The sequence below is a fragment of the Pyruvatibacter sp. genome (assembly GCF_040219635.1).
Classification (GTDB): Bacteria; Pseudomonadota; Alphaproteobacteria; order CGMCC-115125; family CGMCC-115125; genus Pyruvatibacter.
In genome coordinates, this window is record NZ_JAVJSC010000001.1 from 153,844 (window position 1) to 168,411 (window position 14,568).

At 60.8% G+C, this 14,568-nt stretch carries 9 protein-coding genes; 8 read left to right on the top strand and 1 reads right to left on the bottom strand.

What is annotated here, in order from left to right:
- Positions 1 to 173 precede the first annotated feature (173 nt).
- From RIB87_RS00675 to dnaE, 6 genes are all read left to right on the top strand, one after another.
- The gene (locus RIB87_RS00675) at positions 174 to 1,895 is read left to right on the top strand and encodes a hypothetical protein (RefSeq protein WP_350142429.1); all 1,722 of its coding nucleotides are present in this window, start codon (positions 174 to 176) and stop codon (positions 1,893 to 1,895) included.
- Between the two features lie 302 nt (positions 1,896 to 2,197).
- Positions 2,198 to 2,809, top strand: a complete 612-nt coding sequence (locus tag RIB87_RS00680; RefSeq protein ID WP_350142431.1) for a glutathione S-transferase family protein — start codon at positions 2,198 to 2,200, stop codon at positions 2,807 to 2,809.
- A gap of 118 nt (positions 2,810 to 2,927) precedes the next feature.
- Positions 2,928 to 4,247, top strand: coding sequence for a proline--tRNA ligase (gene proS / locus RIB87_RS00685; protein WP_350142433.1), 1,320 nt, complete (start codon positions 2,928 to 2,930; stop codon positions 4,245 to 4,247).
- Between the two features lie 6 nt (positions 4,248 to 4,253).
- Entirely contained in the window at positions 4,254 to 5,582 is a 1,329-nt protein-coding gene (locus RIB87_RS00690; RefSeq protein ID WP_350142435.1) for a lipoprotein-releasing ABC transporter permease subunit, read from the top strand.
- Positions 5,575 to 6,279 (top strand): ABC transporter ATP-binding protein, encoded by a 705-nt coding sequence (locus tag RIB87_RS00695; RefSeq protein ID WP_350142437.1) that lies wholly within the window; start codon positions 5,575 to 5,577, stop codon positions 6,277 to 6,279. The genes RIB87_RS00690 and RIB87_RS00695 overlap by 8 nt, the downstream gene beginning before the upstream one ends.
- A 382-nt stretch (positions 6,280 to 6,661) precedes the next feature.
- Entirely contained in the window at positions 6,662 to 10,087 is a 3,426-nt protein-coding gene (gene dnaE / locus RIB87_RS00700; protein WP_350142557.1) for a DNA polymerase III subunit alpha, read from the top strand.
- 31 nt (positions 10,088 to 10,118) lie between these two features.
- Here the strand turns inward: dnaE and RIB87_RS00705 are convergent, their stop codons facing one another.
- Positions 10,119 to 12,341: a molybdopterin-dependent oxidoreductase gene (locus RIB87_RS00705; protein WP_350142439.1), complete on the bottom strand. Its 2,223-nt coding sequence runs from the start codon at positions 12,339 to 12,341 to the stop codon at positions 10,119 to 10,121.
- Between the two features lie 310 nt (positions 12,342 to 12,651).
- Between RIB87_RS00705 and rpsB the strand changes: the two genes are divergently transcribed.
- Both rpsB and tsf read left to right on the top strand, forming a co-directional pair.
- Positions 12,652 to 13,461 carry a 30S ribosomal protein S2 gene (gene rpsB / locus RIB87_RS00710; RefSeq protein WP_502943185.1) on the top strand — a complete coding sequence of 270 codons (810 nt, stop codon included), beginning with the start codon at positions 12,652 to 12,654 and terminating at the stop codon, positions 13,459 to 13,461.
- 106 nt (positions 13,462 to 13,567) lie between these two features.
- Complete coding sequence (gene tsf, locus RIB87_RS00715) at positions 13,568 to 14,494, top strand: translation elongation factor Ts (protein WP_350142441.1); 927 nt, start codon at positions 13,568 to 13,570, stop codon at positions 14,492 to 14,494.
- Positions 14,495 to 14,568 lie beyond the last annotated feature (74 nt).

Here is a 14,568-nt window from a genome sequence, read left to right on the forward strand (position 1 = left end):
CAATAGAGTGTGCGCGACACTCAAGTTGTCTTGACTTGCCGAGACAGGCTGAACACCCTGAGCATTCACGGCTATCGGGCACGCGCGCTGCGGGCGGCCCGGCACGCAGACCTGCGTGGGGGAATGGCCTGGGTGCAGCACTGCGTTACGGCTGTTTGTTGGGGGCAACCGGAATGTCTGGCTTTTCTTTGCTGCGTGTTTCTTTCAAAACCGCAGCCTACGCGGCCTGCATCACAGCGGGTGCGGCGCTTCTTTCTGTTGCCACAACAAGCAGCGCCCTTGCCGCGCGCTCGTCGCAGTGGGTCATCACCAAAGATCACTGGAGCGAGTCTGACGAGCGCGGCTTCAGCGAGTTTGTGACGGCGCTGGGCGAAGCCGACTGCTACACCATGAACGACTGCCTTAAGAGCCCGGCCAACCCGTATCGCGCCACCGACCCGTGGGTGAAATGGTATGCTGATTGCGCTGACATGCCCTACATGCTGCGCGCCTACTATGCGTGGAAAAACGGCCTGCCGTTTTCCTATCAGACCGCCATGCGCTCCGGTGACGGGGCGGGCAGCGACATCCGCTATTCCATGACCGGCAACCAGGTGGTGGCACGCCGCGATGCACGCACCGGCACCAACGCTGTGAGCTTCATTCGTTACATTCCGACCATTTCAACCGGCATGTATCGCCACCACGCCGCGGCAGAGGCCGAACCCTATTTTACCGATCACTATTCGCCCGCCATCAATCGCGACACAATTCGTCCGGGTACGGTTGTGTATGACGTGAACGGCCATGTGACCATGGTGTACAAGGTCACCGAAGACGGTCGCGTGCTCACGCTGGCGGCGCACCCGGACCAGTCATTGTCGCGCAGCTATTTTGGCCGCAACTTTTTGCGGACCCAGGCAGCGCTTGGCACGGGCTTCAAGAACTGGCGTCCGATCAAACTGGTGGGCTACAAGCGCGCCGCCAACGGCACGCTGTATGGTGGTCGCGTTGTAGGTGTGCCTAACGCTGACTTGCCTGACTTCTCGCTGGAGCAATATGCCGGCACCGAGGTGCTGAACTTCACCAAGTGGTATGAGGAGTCATTTACCGTCAAAGGCCAGAACCTCAACTACTATGAGTGGGTGAGGGCCTCCCTTTCTGTTGGCGACCTGAAATACCGCCCGGTGCGCGAACTGCGCGCGATGCTGACATCGCTGTGTCAGGATGCCTCTGCCCGCAAGCACGCCGTGGACATCGCCATCAAGCGCGGCATTCATCGCTACAACCAGCCTGGCAAGTTGCCGGATAATATCTACGGCACAACCGGCATCTGGGAGAGTTATTCCACGCCGTCACGCGATGCTCGCCTCAAGACATCGTTCAAGGAAACTTACGACCTGGTGCAGAACCTGCTGGACATGCACGCGAGTGGCGACCCCAAACTTGCCTATGAAGGTACGGACATTGCGGGCGACCTCATGGCCGCTTTCTATGAGGAAAGTCACGCCTGCGACATCACATACGATCGCAGCAACGGCCAGAAGGTGCATCTCAACCTTGAGGATGTAATGAACCGCCTGTGGGACATGTCGTTTGATCCCTACCACTGCATTGAGCGCCGCTGGGGCGCGAGCGACCCTGCTGAGCTCGCATCGTGCAATGACGGTCCGCTCAAGACCGCGTGGTATGAAGCCGAACAGCATCTGCGCTACCAGATCGACCGCACCTATGACGTGGACATGGGCCATGACCTCGCCAGCCTGCAGGCCCCCGGCAAGGGCCTGTATTCCGGTCGTGGTGTTGAAGCTCCGCCGGAGGTCAACATACCCGCGCTGCTGGCGCGCAACCTTGCAACCAAGGTCGAGGCCCGCAACGATGTGCCCGTGGTCCCCGTGAGTACGCTGCCGAACTAGCACCTGCTGGCGCCCAAACCAAACCTTCTGCCTTTCCGCGACTTGATCGCGGAACCCAGAGCGCCACGCACACGCCTGTGTGTGTTGCCCTGGACCCCGGATCAGGTCCGGGGAAGCGGAGTGTGATGTTGTCAGCTCCTGCCCACACAAACACTTTGCCTTTCCGCGACTTGATCGCGGAACCCGGAGCAACACGCAGATGCCTGCGCGAGCTACCCCGGCACCCGCCACACGTTCAAAGGTGACATCGTGAGTTCAGGCGGCGATGATATTGCTGTCGCCTCTACACAGGAAATCACCCGATGAAAATCTATGACTACGGCATTGCGCCAAACCCCCGGCGTGTCCGCATTTTCCTGCACGAGAAAGGCATCGACGTGCCCTTCCAGACGCTGGACATTCTCAAGCACGAAGGCCACACGCCGGAGTTTCTTGCAAAGAACCCGCTCGGCGGCATCCCCGTGCTGGAACTGGACGACGGAACCTGTATTTCTGAATCGGTGGCGATCTGCCGTTACTTCGAGGCGCTGCATCCTGACCCGCCGCTGTTTGGGGCAACGCCCACTGAAATCGCCCAGGTGGATATGTGGCTGCGGCGGATTGAAATCTACCTGATGTCACAGGTTGGCCTTGTCTGGCTGCACGGTCACAAGGCCACAGCGCACCTGCTGGAACAAAAGCCCGATGTGGCTGAGTTTGGCCGCGCCCGCACACATCACTTCTACAGCATTCTCAACACGGCTCTTGAGGGCAAAACGTTCCTCGCCTGTGATCGCTATACGGCGGTTGAATCAGTGGCATTGGCGACCCTTGATTTTGCCGTCAGCATGGTCGGCGTTCCGTACAAGGATGACCACATCAACCTGAAATCCTGGCATGAGATGATGTCCGCGCGTGACAGTGCCGGGGCATAAACCCGCCCACCCTCATTAGCCCTCTCGCTTTTGTGTTCAATCGCTTATAGTTCCGCCACATTCCTGACACGGCTGCGGCGGATACCGGCGGGCCTCAAAAAAAGTGCGAAAAGTCCCCATGCGTCTGAGCCGTTTCTACCTTCCCATCCTTCGTGAAACCCCGAAGGAAGCCGAGATTGTGTCCCACCGCCTGATGCTGCGGGCGGGGCTGGTGCGCCAGATGAGCGCCGGCATTTATGCCTGGCTGCCGCTGGGCCACATGGTGCTGCGCAAGATCGAGCAGATTGTGCGTGAGGAGCAGGCGCGGGCAGGGGCCGTTGAGCTGCTGATGCCCACTCTCCAGTCCGCCGACCTGTGGCGCGAGTCGGGGCGCTACGATGGCTACGGCAAGGAGATGCTGCGCATCGAGGACCGCCACGAGCGCGACATGCTGTATGGCCCCACCAACGAGGAAATGATTACCGACATCGTTCGTCGCGACATCAAATCCTACAAGGAGCTGCCGTTCACGCTCTACCACATTCAGTGGAAGTTCCGCGACGAGATCCGCCCGCGCTTTGGCGTCATGCGCGGTCGTGAGTTTTTGATGAAGGACGCGTATTCGTTCGACCTGACGGAAGAAGCCGCGCGCGTCTCGTACCAGAAGCAGTTTGTTGCCTATCTGCGCACGTTTGGCCGCATGGGGCTCAAGGCTGTGCCCATGCGCGCGGACCCCGGCCCCATCGGCGGCGACCTGAGCCACGAGTTCATCATTCTGGCCGACACCGGCGAGAGCGAAGTGTTTTGCCACCGCGATCTTGTGGATATGCCCATCCCCGACGAAGACACGGATTTTGACGGCGATCTGTCAGCCATCGTTGAGGAGCGGTCCAGCCTTTATGCCGCGACCGACGAAATGCACGACCAGGCGCGCTTTGAGGCCGAAGTGCCCGAAGATAAGCGCCTGTCTGCCCGCGGCATCGAAGTGGGGCACATCTTTTATTTCGGCACCAAATATTCTGAGCCCATGAAGGCAGGCGTTCAGGGGCCGGACGGCTCAGAAGTGCTGCTGCATGGCGGCTCTTATGGGGTGGGCGTGTCCCGGCTTTTGGGTGGCATCATCGAAGCCAGCCACGACGATGACGGCATCATCTGGCCCGACGCTGTCGCGCCGTTTCATGTCGGCCTCATCAACCTCAAATCCGGCGATGCAGATACCGATGCTGCGTGTGACGATGTTTACGCGAAACTCACCACTGCCGGGCTGGATGTGCTCTACGATGACCGCGACGAGCGCGCCGGCGGCAAGTTTGCCACCATGGATCTGATCGGCCTGCCCTGGCAGTTGATCATCGGCCCGCGCGGCCTCAAGACCGGCATGGTTGAACTGAAGCGCCGTGCCACCGGCGAAAAAGAAGAACTCACGATTGATGCAGCCATCGCCAAACTAATCGGGTAACGCCACATGAGCGAGACGGCACACACAGCAGACGCAAACCTTGAAGCTGACGCCCGCGCGTCACGCAGGACGGTGCCGTTCTCAGCGTTTGAATGGTTCCTCGCCGGGCGCTACCTGCGTGCCCGCCGCAAGGAAGGCTTCATCTCCGTCATCGCGTTCATTTCGTTCATCGGCATCATGCTGGGCGTGGCCACCCTCATCATCGTCATGGCGGTGATGAACGGTTTCAGGTCAGAACTCATCGGCCGCATTCTGGGCCTCAACGGCCACATGATGGTCCAGTCGATGACGGGTGCCTTCCCCAACTACGAAGCATCTGCCGCCCGCATCCGCGAGGTCGATGGCGTGGTGCGGGTGACGCCGCTGGTGGAAGGCCAGGTGATGGTCTCCGCCCGACAGCGCGCGTCAGGCGCACTGGTGCGCGGGCTTTCAACAGACAACCTGCAAAACTTTGACATCATCTCGGACAACATCATTGCCGGGTCGCTGGACACCTACCGCAATGTCGAGACCGATGGCGGCAGCCCGTTGCTCGTCGGCGCGCGCCTGGCAGAGGCGCTGGGCGTCGGCGTCGGCGACAGCCTCACGCTGCTGGCCCCGCGCGGTGCGGCAACACCGTTTGGCACCACCCCGCGCGTCAAATCCTATCTGGTTGCGGCCACCTTCCAGATCGGCATGTCGGAATATGATTCCAGTTTCATCTTCATGCCACTCGCCGAAGCGCAGGGCTTTTTCCGGCAGAACGGTATGGTATCCGGCATTGAGGTGATGATTGAACGGCCGGACCAGGTGAAAGCCTTCACGCCCGCCGTGCAGGCGGCGGCAGGCGACATTGCCACCGTGTATGACTGGCAGGAAATCAACGCCACGTTCTTTAACGCCCTGCAGATCGAGCGCAATGTGATGTTCATCATCCTGACGCTGATTTTGCTGGTCGCTGCCCTCAACATCGTGTCCGGCTTGTTCATGCTGGTGAAGGACAAGGGGCCGGACATCGCCATCCTGCGCAGTATGGGTGCCACGCGCGGCGCGGTCATGCGCGTATTCCTGATTGTCGGTGCCGCCATCGGCGTGCTGGGAACACTGGCGGGTTTTGTCATCGGCATTCTGTTCACGGAAAATATCGAGAGCATCCGGCAGGCGCTGATCTTCCTCACCGGCGCACAACTGTTTGACCCGGCGATCTACTTCCTCAGCGAATTGCCTGCGGAGGTGGATATGGGCGAGGTCATTTCCGTGGTCATCATGTCACTCACATTGTCGCTGCTCGCCACCATCTATCCAAGCTGGCGCGCGGCCCGCCTCGATCCGGTGGAGGCGCTGCGGTATGAGTAATGCAGCCCTCGAACTGCGCGGCGTCGAACGCACGTTCCATCAGGGCGAGGCAGAACTGCGTATTTTTCGTGGTGCCAACCTCACCGTGCAGCCCGGCGAACTCGTCGCGCTCGTTGGCCCGTCCGGTGCCGGTAAATCATCGCTGCTGCATATTGCAGGTCTGCTTGAAAAACCGGACGCAGGCGAGGTGCTGATTGGCGGCGTGCCGTGTATGCATCTCAGCGACACCGACAAGACCCTCACCCGCCGCACTGAGATCGGCTTTGTCTATCAGGCCCATCATCTGTTGCCGGAGTTTTCCGCCACCGAGAATGTCGTGCTGCCGCAAATGGTGGCGGGCGTGAAACGCAAGCACGCCATCGCCGTCGCCGAACGGCTGCTGGGCCGTCTGGGTCTGGCTGAGCGTCTTGAGCACCGCCCGGCACAGCTTTCAGGTGGTGAACAGCAGCGCGTTGCCATTGCCCGCGCGCTGGCCAACCGCCCGCGCCTGTTGTTGGCAGATGAACCCACCGGCAACCTCGACCCCAAAACCTCGCGCGGTGTTTTCAATGAGTTTGTGGCCCTCACGCGCGGGGAGGGCGTCGCGGCCCTCGTCGCCACCCACAACCTGGACCTCGCCCGCGAGATGGACCGCGTCGTCCTGCTGCACGAGGGCTTGCTGGTGGACGGCGCCGACCTCGCCGGAAGCCAGCTCTGAACTCTGCTGTTTTTGTTCCCCGGACTTGATCCGGGGTCCAGGGCCACCTGCAAAAACGCCTGCAATACAGCGAAAAACCTCTCCAAAAACACCCCTCAACACGCCCTATTGACAAAAAGAACAAAACAAGAACATACTCAAGCCTCATCCACATGCAACGGAGGCTCATCATGTCTGAATGGATCAAGGATACAGCGGCACTTCTGGTACTGGGTGCCGTCATGTGGAGCGGCTTTGCCCTCACCGCAGTGGCTCAGGCCGCTGGCTAGAGGCACCAAAAAGTCTGGGGATAACCACCCCGCAGGGCTTAGGCGCGGCCACAAGAGCGTTAAGCTGAGTCATGAACACTGAGTCGCCAGCCACTTCGTCAACCGCAGCCGACATGAGCCAGCCCGGCTTTATCCACCTGCGCGTCCACACAGCCTATTCGCTGCTGGAAGGCGCAATCCGCATCCCCGACCTTGCCACCCGCTGTGTGGATATGGCGATGCCTGCGGTCGCCGTCACTGACACCGGCAATCTGTTTGGCGCCCTTGAGTTTGCCGAAAAAATGTCCGGCGTCGGCATTCAGCCCATCATCGGCTGCACGCTGGCGCTGGATATGGAAACCGAGCCAAAACGTGGCGGCGCACAGGTGCCCGACCCGACCCTCGCCTTGCTCGCCAAGGATGAGGCGGGGTACCTCAACCTGATGGCGCTCACGTCAAAGGCCTATCTGGCCACCGACGGCACCGAGCAACCGCATATTTCTCTTGATGATCTGGTGGCCCACGCAGAAGGGTTGATCTGCCTCACCGGCGGCCCCAACGGCCCCGTTAACCGGCTTGCCGTGGCAGGACAGCCGGAGGCTGCCGCAGCCCTGGTGGACCAGCTCGCCAAAGCCTTCCACAACCGGCTCTATGTTGAGCTGCAGCGCCACGGCATGGCCCATGAAGCGCAGGCGGAGCCTGTGCTGATCGACATCGCCTACACCAGGAACCTGCCGCTGGTCGCCACCAACGAAGCCTACTTCTTTGATGCCGACGACTACGAAGCCCACGACGCTTTGTTGTGCGTCGCCGACGGTGCCTATGTCATGCAGGAAGACCGCCGTCGGCTCACCCCTGAGCACCGTTTCAAGTCTGCCGCTGAAATGGCCGCCCTTTTTGCGGACCTGCCCGAAGCACTGGCCTCAACGGTGGAAATTGCCCAGCGCTGCGCCTACCGCCCGCGCATCATTGACCCCATCCTGCCGCGCTTTGAAGGGCTGGATGGGGTGGACGGCGAAGCGCTGGAACTGCGCCGCCAGGCCGAAGAAGGCCTGCGCGCCCGCATTGCAGCGCTTGGTACATTTGCGCCGGAAGAAGACTACTGGAAGCGCCTCGATTTCGAGCTTGATGTGATCAAAAACATGGGGTTCCCCGGCTACTTCCTCATCGTGGCCGACTTCATCCAGTGGGCAAAGAAGCAGGGCATTCCCGTGGGGCCGGGCCGTGGCTCCGGTGCAGGCTCCGTGGTGGCGTGGGCGCTGACCATCACCGACCTTGATCCGCTGCGCTTCGGCCTGCTGTTCGAACGGTTTTTGAATCCCGAACGCGTGTCGATGCCTGACTTCGACATCGACTTCTGCCAGGACCGGCGCGACGAAGTCATTTCCTATGTGCAGGACAAATACGGCCGCGACCGCGTCGCCCAGATCATCACCTTTGGTAAGTTGCAGGCCCGTGCCGTGCTGCGCGATGTCGGGCGCGTGCTGCAAATGTCCTATGGCCATGTGGACCGCCTGTGTAAACTCGTGCCCAACAATCCGGCCAGCCCGGTGACGCTTGGTCAGGCCATTGACGGCGAACCCAAGCTGCAGGAGGCACGCCGCTCCGAAGAGGTGGTGGACCGGCTGATCGGCATGTCGCTGAAGCTCGAAGGCCTTTACCGCCACGCCTCTACCCACGCCGCCGGTGTCGTCATCGGCGACCGCCCGTTGCAGGAGCTTGTGCCGCTCTACCGCGACCCGCGCTCCGACATGCCGGTCACCCAGTTCAACATGAAATGGGTGGAGCCTGCGGGGCTGGTGAAGTTTGACTTTCTTGGCCTCAAGACACTTACGGTCATTGAGCGTGCGCTGGGCTTTTTGAAGGCGCGCGGCGTGGACGTGGACATTGCCGCCCTGCCGCTGGACGACAAACCCACCTACGACATGCTGTCGCGCGGCGAGACTGTGGGCGTGTTCCAGCTTGAAAGCTCAGGTATGCGTGACATCCTGCGCAAAATGAAGCCGGACAGGTTCGAGGACATCATCGCCCTTGTGGCGCTCTACCGCCCCGGCCCGATGGACAACATTCCCAAATACCTCGCCGTCAAAAAGGGCGACGAAGACCCCGACTATCTGCACCCAAGCCTTGAGCCGATCCTGACCGAAACCTACGGCATCATGATCTATCAGGAGCAGGTGATGCAGATTGCCCAGGTGCTGTCAGGCTTCTCGCTGGGCGATGCTGACCTTCTGCGTCGCGCCATGGGCAAAAAAATCCAGTCCGAAATGGACAAGCAGAAAGCCCGCTTCGTGGAAGGCGCGCAGGCCAACAATGTGGACGGCAAACAGGCGGCGGGCATTTTTGAGCAGGTGGCCAAGTTTGCAGGCTACGGCTTCAACAAGAGCCATGCTGCCGCCTACGCGCTGGTCGCCTATCAGACCGCGTGGCTCAAGGCCAACCACCCGGTTGAGTTTCTTGCCGCCTCCATGAACCTCGATATGGGCAATACGGACAAACTCAATGCGTTCCGCCGTGAGGCGCAACGGCTGGACATCCCCGTCCATGCGCCCAACGTCAATCTGTCCGGTGCCGAGTTCACGGTGACCGATGGCGGCATCGCCTACGCGCTGGCCGCCGTGCGCAATGTCGGCAAGCAAGCCATGCGTCACCTGGAAGAAGAACGCGCGCGCAATGGCCCGTTCAAGACACTGGCGGATTTTGCATCGCGCGTATCGCCCAAATACGTCAACAAGCGCGCGATTGAAAATCTCGCCTGCGCCGGCGCGTTCGACAGTCTGGATAAAAACCGCGCCCGCTTGCACGGCGCAGCCGACAGGATGATGTCCGAAATGGTCCGCTCCGAGACTGAACGTGAAAGCAACCAGTCGAGCCTGTTTGGTGATGGCCCCGCCGTTGCCCCGGACCTGCGCCTTGGTGACCGACGCGACTGGGCACCCATGGAGCGCCTGCGTCACGAAATGGAAGCGGTAGGCTTTTACCTGTCCGGCCACCCGCTGGATGATTACCGCGATGCCCTGCGCCACGCTCGCATCAAAACCTATGCGCAGTTCGTGGAAGCCGTTCAGGCGGGCGGTGCCCGCGCCGCACGGCTGGCCGGCACTGTGGCCTACAAGCAGGAGCGCCGCGCCAAGAGCGGCAATGCGTTTGCCTTTCTGGGTCTGTCAGACGGCACCGGCGAGTTTGAAGCGGTGATTTTTTCCGACACGCTGGCCACCTCCCGCGACTATCTGGAGCCCAACATGTCGGTGGTTGTGGGCGTCGAGGCCGAAGTGGACGGCGACGACATCAAACTCAAGATCGCCACCGTTCAGCCGATAGATAAAGTTGCGTCGGAAACCTCGAATGGCCTGCGCCTGTTTATTGATGATGCCGCCGCCCTTGCCAGCATTCAGGCCTGCCTGCCGCCGAAGGGCAGGGGGCAGTTGAGCCTCATCGTCGATGCTGATGCGGGCAGGAAGGAAGTGGAGATAACACTCCCCGGCCGCTTCGATGTCACCCCGCAGGCGCGTGGCGCGCTCAAGGCCATCGACGGCGTGGTCCACGTCGAGGACTTATAACGAGGATCTGTAGCAAACGTTTTGTGCGCGCCTACGCTTTTGCAAGCGTCACGGGCATACCGTTCAGCCGTGCGTTGCCGCTCAGCGGGTCCAGTTCCTCGTAGTCCACAATGGTGTTGACGTTCACACCCGGATTGGCCGCCGCCACATTCATTTTGCCTTTCAGGGAGGCGTGGCCCCACCCGTGGGGAATGGACACAACACCCGGTGCAATCTTGTCGGTTGTTTCAACCGGAAGGGTGATCGTGTTGCGCCCGGCAGATACGGCCACCTGCTCGCCACCGCGCACACCAAGCTCGCGTGCATCTGCCGCATTCATATGAATGGTACATTCGCGGGTCGGGTGCGCCAGCCCTGCAAGGTTATGAAACCACGAATTGTTGGAGCGCAGTTGCCGCCGCCCGATCAGCACATGGCGCGCGCGGGGTTTGTGCAGCCAGTCTGCCAGCCGCGCCAGCTCAGTGCCAAAAATTGCGTGCGCTGCTTCAATGCGCCCCGATTGTGTGCGCAACACTTCCGGCAGGCGCGGCACCATTGGTCCGCAGTCCACGCCTTGGGGGGTGTCTTTGAGTGTTTGCAGCGTGATGCCGTCGCGCGCGCCAAAGCCATCCCCGAAAGGGCCGATGCGCACACCAAAATCCATCTTGCGCTCCATCGGCTCCAGGTCGCGCAGCATGTCCATGATCTCGTCAGGGTCGCGGCCTTCAATGGCGCTGTTGGGCACCTGCGTCATCTGCTTGACCGAGGCGTAAAGCTCAGCCGCATCCAACGCATCAATGTCGGCGTCCCAGCCATGCCCCTGCACAATGGCCATCAGCCGCAGCAACACCTCGCGGTCACTGCGCTCATTGTCCCCAAGCGGACGAACTTGTTGGGTGTACCGCCCGTAATTGCGCACGGCAAACCGATAGAAGAAAGCGTCGTAATTTGCCTTCGCCAGTCGCGGCGGCGACGGCAGAATGACATCGGCTTTGGACGATGTTTCATTCTGATAGATGTCGAGTGATACAAGCAGCTCAAGCCCGTCTATCGCTGCTTCCATGCGCTGCGTATCCGGGCTTGAAATGATCGGGTTGCCCGCGAGCGTAATCAGCGCCCGCACCTGCCCGTCGCCGGGTGTCTCCAGTTCCTCTGCCATGCAGGCCATTGGCAACTGCCGGACAATCTCTGGTGCGCCGCGCACCCGCGATGTCCACTTGCCAACGGTAAAGCCCGCGCCAATGCCACCAGGCCCGATGGTATTGGGCTGAGCAAGAAGTGGCTTTGCAAACATCGACCCGCCGACAGCATCCAGATTGCCGGCCAGAATATTGACCATGTCGATCAGCCAGCAGGTGAGGGAGGAGAACGCCTGCGTCGTCGTGCCGATGCGCCCGTAAACGGCGGCCGCCGACGTATCGCGCAGCTCGGTTGCCAGCCGGACGATCGTGTCGGCATCTATGTCGCACGCCTGCGCCACATGCTCGGGGGCAAATGGTTCAAGCCACATGGCGATCTGCTCAATATCATCCAGCAACGACAAGGCGGTGGTATGCGGTGGCCCCAGCTTGAGCAGGGTGTGCGCCACCGCCGCCAGAAAGGCCGCGTCCCCCGATGGTCGGATGGCAATATGTTCGCTGGCCCGTTCTGCTGTCAGTGTCCGGCGCGGATCAAACACAACAACCCGCCCGCCACGGTCGCGCAGCTTCTGCATACGGCCGATAAAACCAGGGGCAACAATCATGCTGCCGTTTGATTCAGCCGGGTTGGCCCCCATCACCCACAACAGCTGGCTACGGTCGATGTCTGGCACGTTGAGCGAAAACTCGTCGCCAAACAAAAGACCGGACACAACCTGGCGTGGATTCTGGTCAAGGCTGCCGGCCGTAAAGAAGTTGGTGGAGCCAAGTGCCTTCACCAGCTCCTCAAAATACATCACCATGGTCAGGTTGTGGGCCAGGGCATTGCCCACATAGATGCCCGCCGCCTGGCGGCCGTGTTCGTTTATGATGGCGCTCAGCCGCTTGTCGATGAAGGCAAAAGCCTCCTCCCACGTGGCTGCCTGAAGCTCGCCGTTTTTACGCAGCAGCGGCGTGCGTACCCGGTCAGGGTCTGCTTCAAGCTGGGGAATGGCTGCCCCCTTGGCGCAGATGAAACCGCCTGAAAGGGCGTCCTCCCGATCTGCGGTGACCTTCACTATTTTGCCGTCATCGACGGTCATAACCGCGCCGCACGAGGCTTCGCACAGGCTACAGGTGGTCCTGAATTGCTCCATTACGCGCCCTCCGGGAACAGTTTTGTTTCTTTTTGAAACTGTTCACAGTGTAAACAAAAATGGCGTGCGGTGCCAATCAGCGCGATACCAGGCAAGGCCCGCCGGTGCGCCCCCTTGCGCTGCATCTCCTAACCCCTTATACCGCCACACATTCCACATGCGAGGGACGGGGTGTCGGGGTCCGCACAGGCGCAGTTTTTGGCGCTTTTGCACACATTCCTGCCAGTCCATCCGGTGCGGTTCAGGCTTTTTGTCTGCCGCTCTACATCCCCCGCAGAGGCTGAACCGGAAAACAAAAGGAGCAAGGCACATGGCCCTGCCAGAATTTTCTATGCGCCAACTGCTTGAAGCAGGCGTACATTTTGGACACCAAAGTCACCGCTGGAACCCGAAAATGGGCCAGTTCATCTTCGGCGTCCGCGACAACATCCACATCATTGACCTGGCCCAGACGGTGCCGCTTTTGCATCAGGCGCTTGTTGCGCTCAGCGACGTGGCAGCCGGTGGCGGACGTATTCTGTTCGTCGGCACCAAGCGCCAGGCGTCCAACCCGGTTGCTGAATCAGCCCGCCGCTGCGCTCAGTACTACATCAACTACCGCTGGCTCGGCGGCACGCTCACCAACTGGAAGACCGTGTCGGCCTCCATCAAGAAGCTGCGCGAATATGATGAAAAGCTGTCCGACGAAAGCCTGCGCCTGACCAAGAAAGAGCGTCTGGTGCTGACCCGCAACCGCGACAAGCTGGAGCAGGCCATCGGCGGTATCCGCGACATGGGCGGCGTACCCAATCTGATTTTCGTGGTTGATACCAACAAGGAACAGATCGCCATTCAGGAAGCCGCCAAGCTCGGCATTCCGGTGATCGCGGTGCTGGACTCCAACTCGGACCCGTCAGGCATCACTTACCCGATCCCCGGCAATGATGACGCCTCGCGCGCCATCTCGCTTTACTGTGACCTTGCCTCGCGCGCCGTGCTGGACGGTATTTCGCGCAGCCAGGGTGGTGCCGCATTTGATCCGGGCGAAGCAGCCGAACCGATTGCTGAAGTGCTGCCCGAAGCAGACATTCCTGCTGAAGCCGAAGGCGCGGCAGAAGCAGCACCGGCAGAGACGGCCTAGCCCTCTGCCACACGCATGATGCGTTGATGCAGCAGGGCGGTCTTGCAGATGAGGCCGCCCGCTGTCCCACCCCATTCACGACAAGACGACCAAAGAGGATCTTCAAGTGGCCAACATTACTGCCGGCATGGTGAAAGAGCTCCGCGAGACAACCGGCGCGGGCATGATGGATTGCAAGACAGCACTCACGGAGAACGACGGTGACATGGAAGCCGCCGTTGACTGGCTGCGCACCAAGGGCTTGTCAAAGGCCGCCAAGAAGGCGGGCCGTGTGGCGGCTGAAGGCCTTGTGGCCGTAGCCGTTGACGGCACCCGTGGCGTGGTTGTTGAGGTCAACTCTGAAACTGACTTCGTGGCCCGCAACGAAACCTTCCAGAAAATGGTGTCGCGGATTGCCGAGGTTGCCGCGTCAACCGGCGGTGACTTTGAAGCGCTCAAGGCGGCTGACTTCCCGGGCGCTGGCAAGTCTGTTGAGGCGCATGTCACTGAAATGGTCGGCACCATTGGTGAAAACATGACCCTGCGCCGCAGCGAGGCGCTGGAAGTGAGCGCCGGCGCTGTCGCGGCTTACGTGCACAACCAGGTGGCCCCCGGCCTTGGCAAGATCGGCGTTCTGGTAGCGCTTGAGTCAACCGGCGACGCGGGCAAACTTGCAGAGCTTGGCCGCCAGATTGCCATGCATGTGGCAGCCACAAGTCCTCTGGCGGCAACCGAAGCGGAACTTGACCCGGCCGTGGTGGAAAAAGAGCGCGAAGTGCTCTCCGCCGAGGCACGCGAAAGCGGCAAGCCCGAAGAGATCATCGGCAAGATGGTGGAAGGTCGCATCCGCAAGTTTTATGAGGAAGTCGTGCTGTCCAAACAGGCTTTCGTCATTGATCCGGACGTGACCGTCGAAAAAGCCATCAAAAACGCCGAAGGCGATGTTGGTGCGCCGATCACGCTCAAGGCGTTCCGGCGCTATGAACTGGGCGAAGGCATCCAGAAGGAAACATCTGATTTTGCCGCCGAAGTGGCTGCAGCGGTTGGTTCCTGACGGTTTTTAGACGTGTTGCGGCTCTGGAAACTCTGGAAACAGAGCCGCGCATCGTACACTATGACGCGCCGTCG

Bases quoted from the DNA above. Each gene is read 5' to 3' on its own strand.
- RIB87_RS00690 (WP_350142435.1), top strand. From the start codon at position 4,254: ATGAGCGAGACGGCACACACAGCAGACGCAAACCTTGAAGCTGACGCC.
- RIB87_RS00705 (WP_350142439.1), bottom strand. From the start codon at position 12,341: ATGGAGCAATTCAGGACCACCTGTAGCCTGTGCGAAGCCTCGTGCGGC.
- rpsB (WP_502943185.1), top strand. From the start codon at position 12,652: ATGGCCCTGCCAGAATTTTCTATGCGCCAACTGCTTGAAGCAGGCGTA.
- dnaE (WP_350142557.1), top strand. From the start codon at position 6,662: ATGAGCCAGCCCGGCTTTATCCACCTGCGCGTCCACACAGCCTATTCG.
- RIB87_RS00695 (WP_350142437.1), top strand. From the start codon at position 5,575: ATGAGTAATGCAGCCCTCGAACTGCGCGGCGTCGAACGCACGTTCCAT.
- RIB87_RS00680 (WP_350142431.1), top strand. From the start codon at position 2,198: ATGAAAATCTATGACTACGGCATTGCGCCAAACCCCCGGCGTGTCCGC.
- RIB87_RS00675 (WP_350142429.1), top strand. From the start codon at position 174: ATGTCTGGCTTTTCTTTGCTGCGTGTTTCTTTCAAAACCGCAGCCTAC.
- proS (WP_350142433.1), top strand. From the start codon at position 2,928: ATGCGTCTGAGCCGTTTCTACCTTCCCATCCTTCGTGAAACCCCGAAG.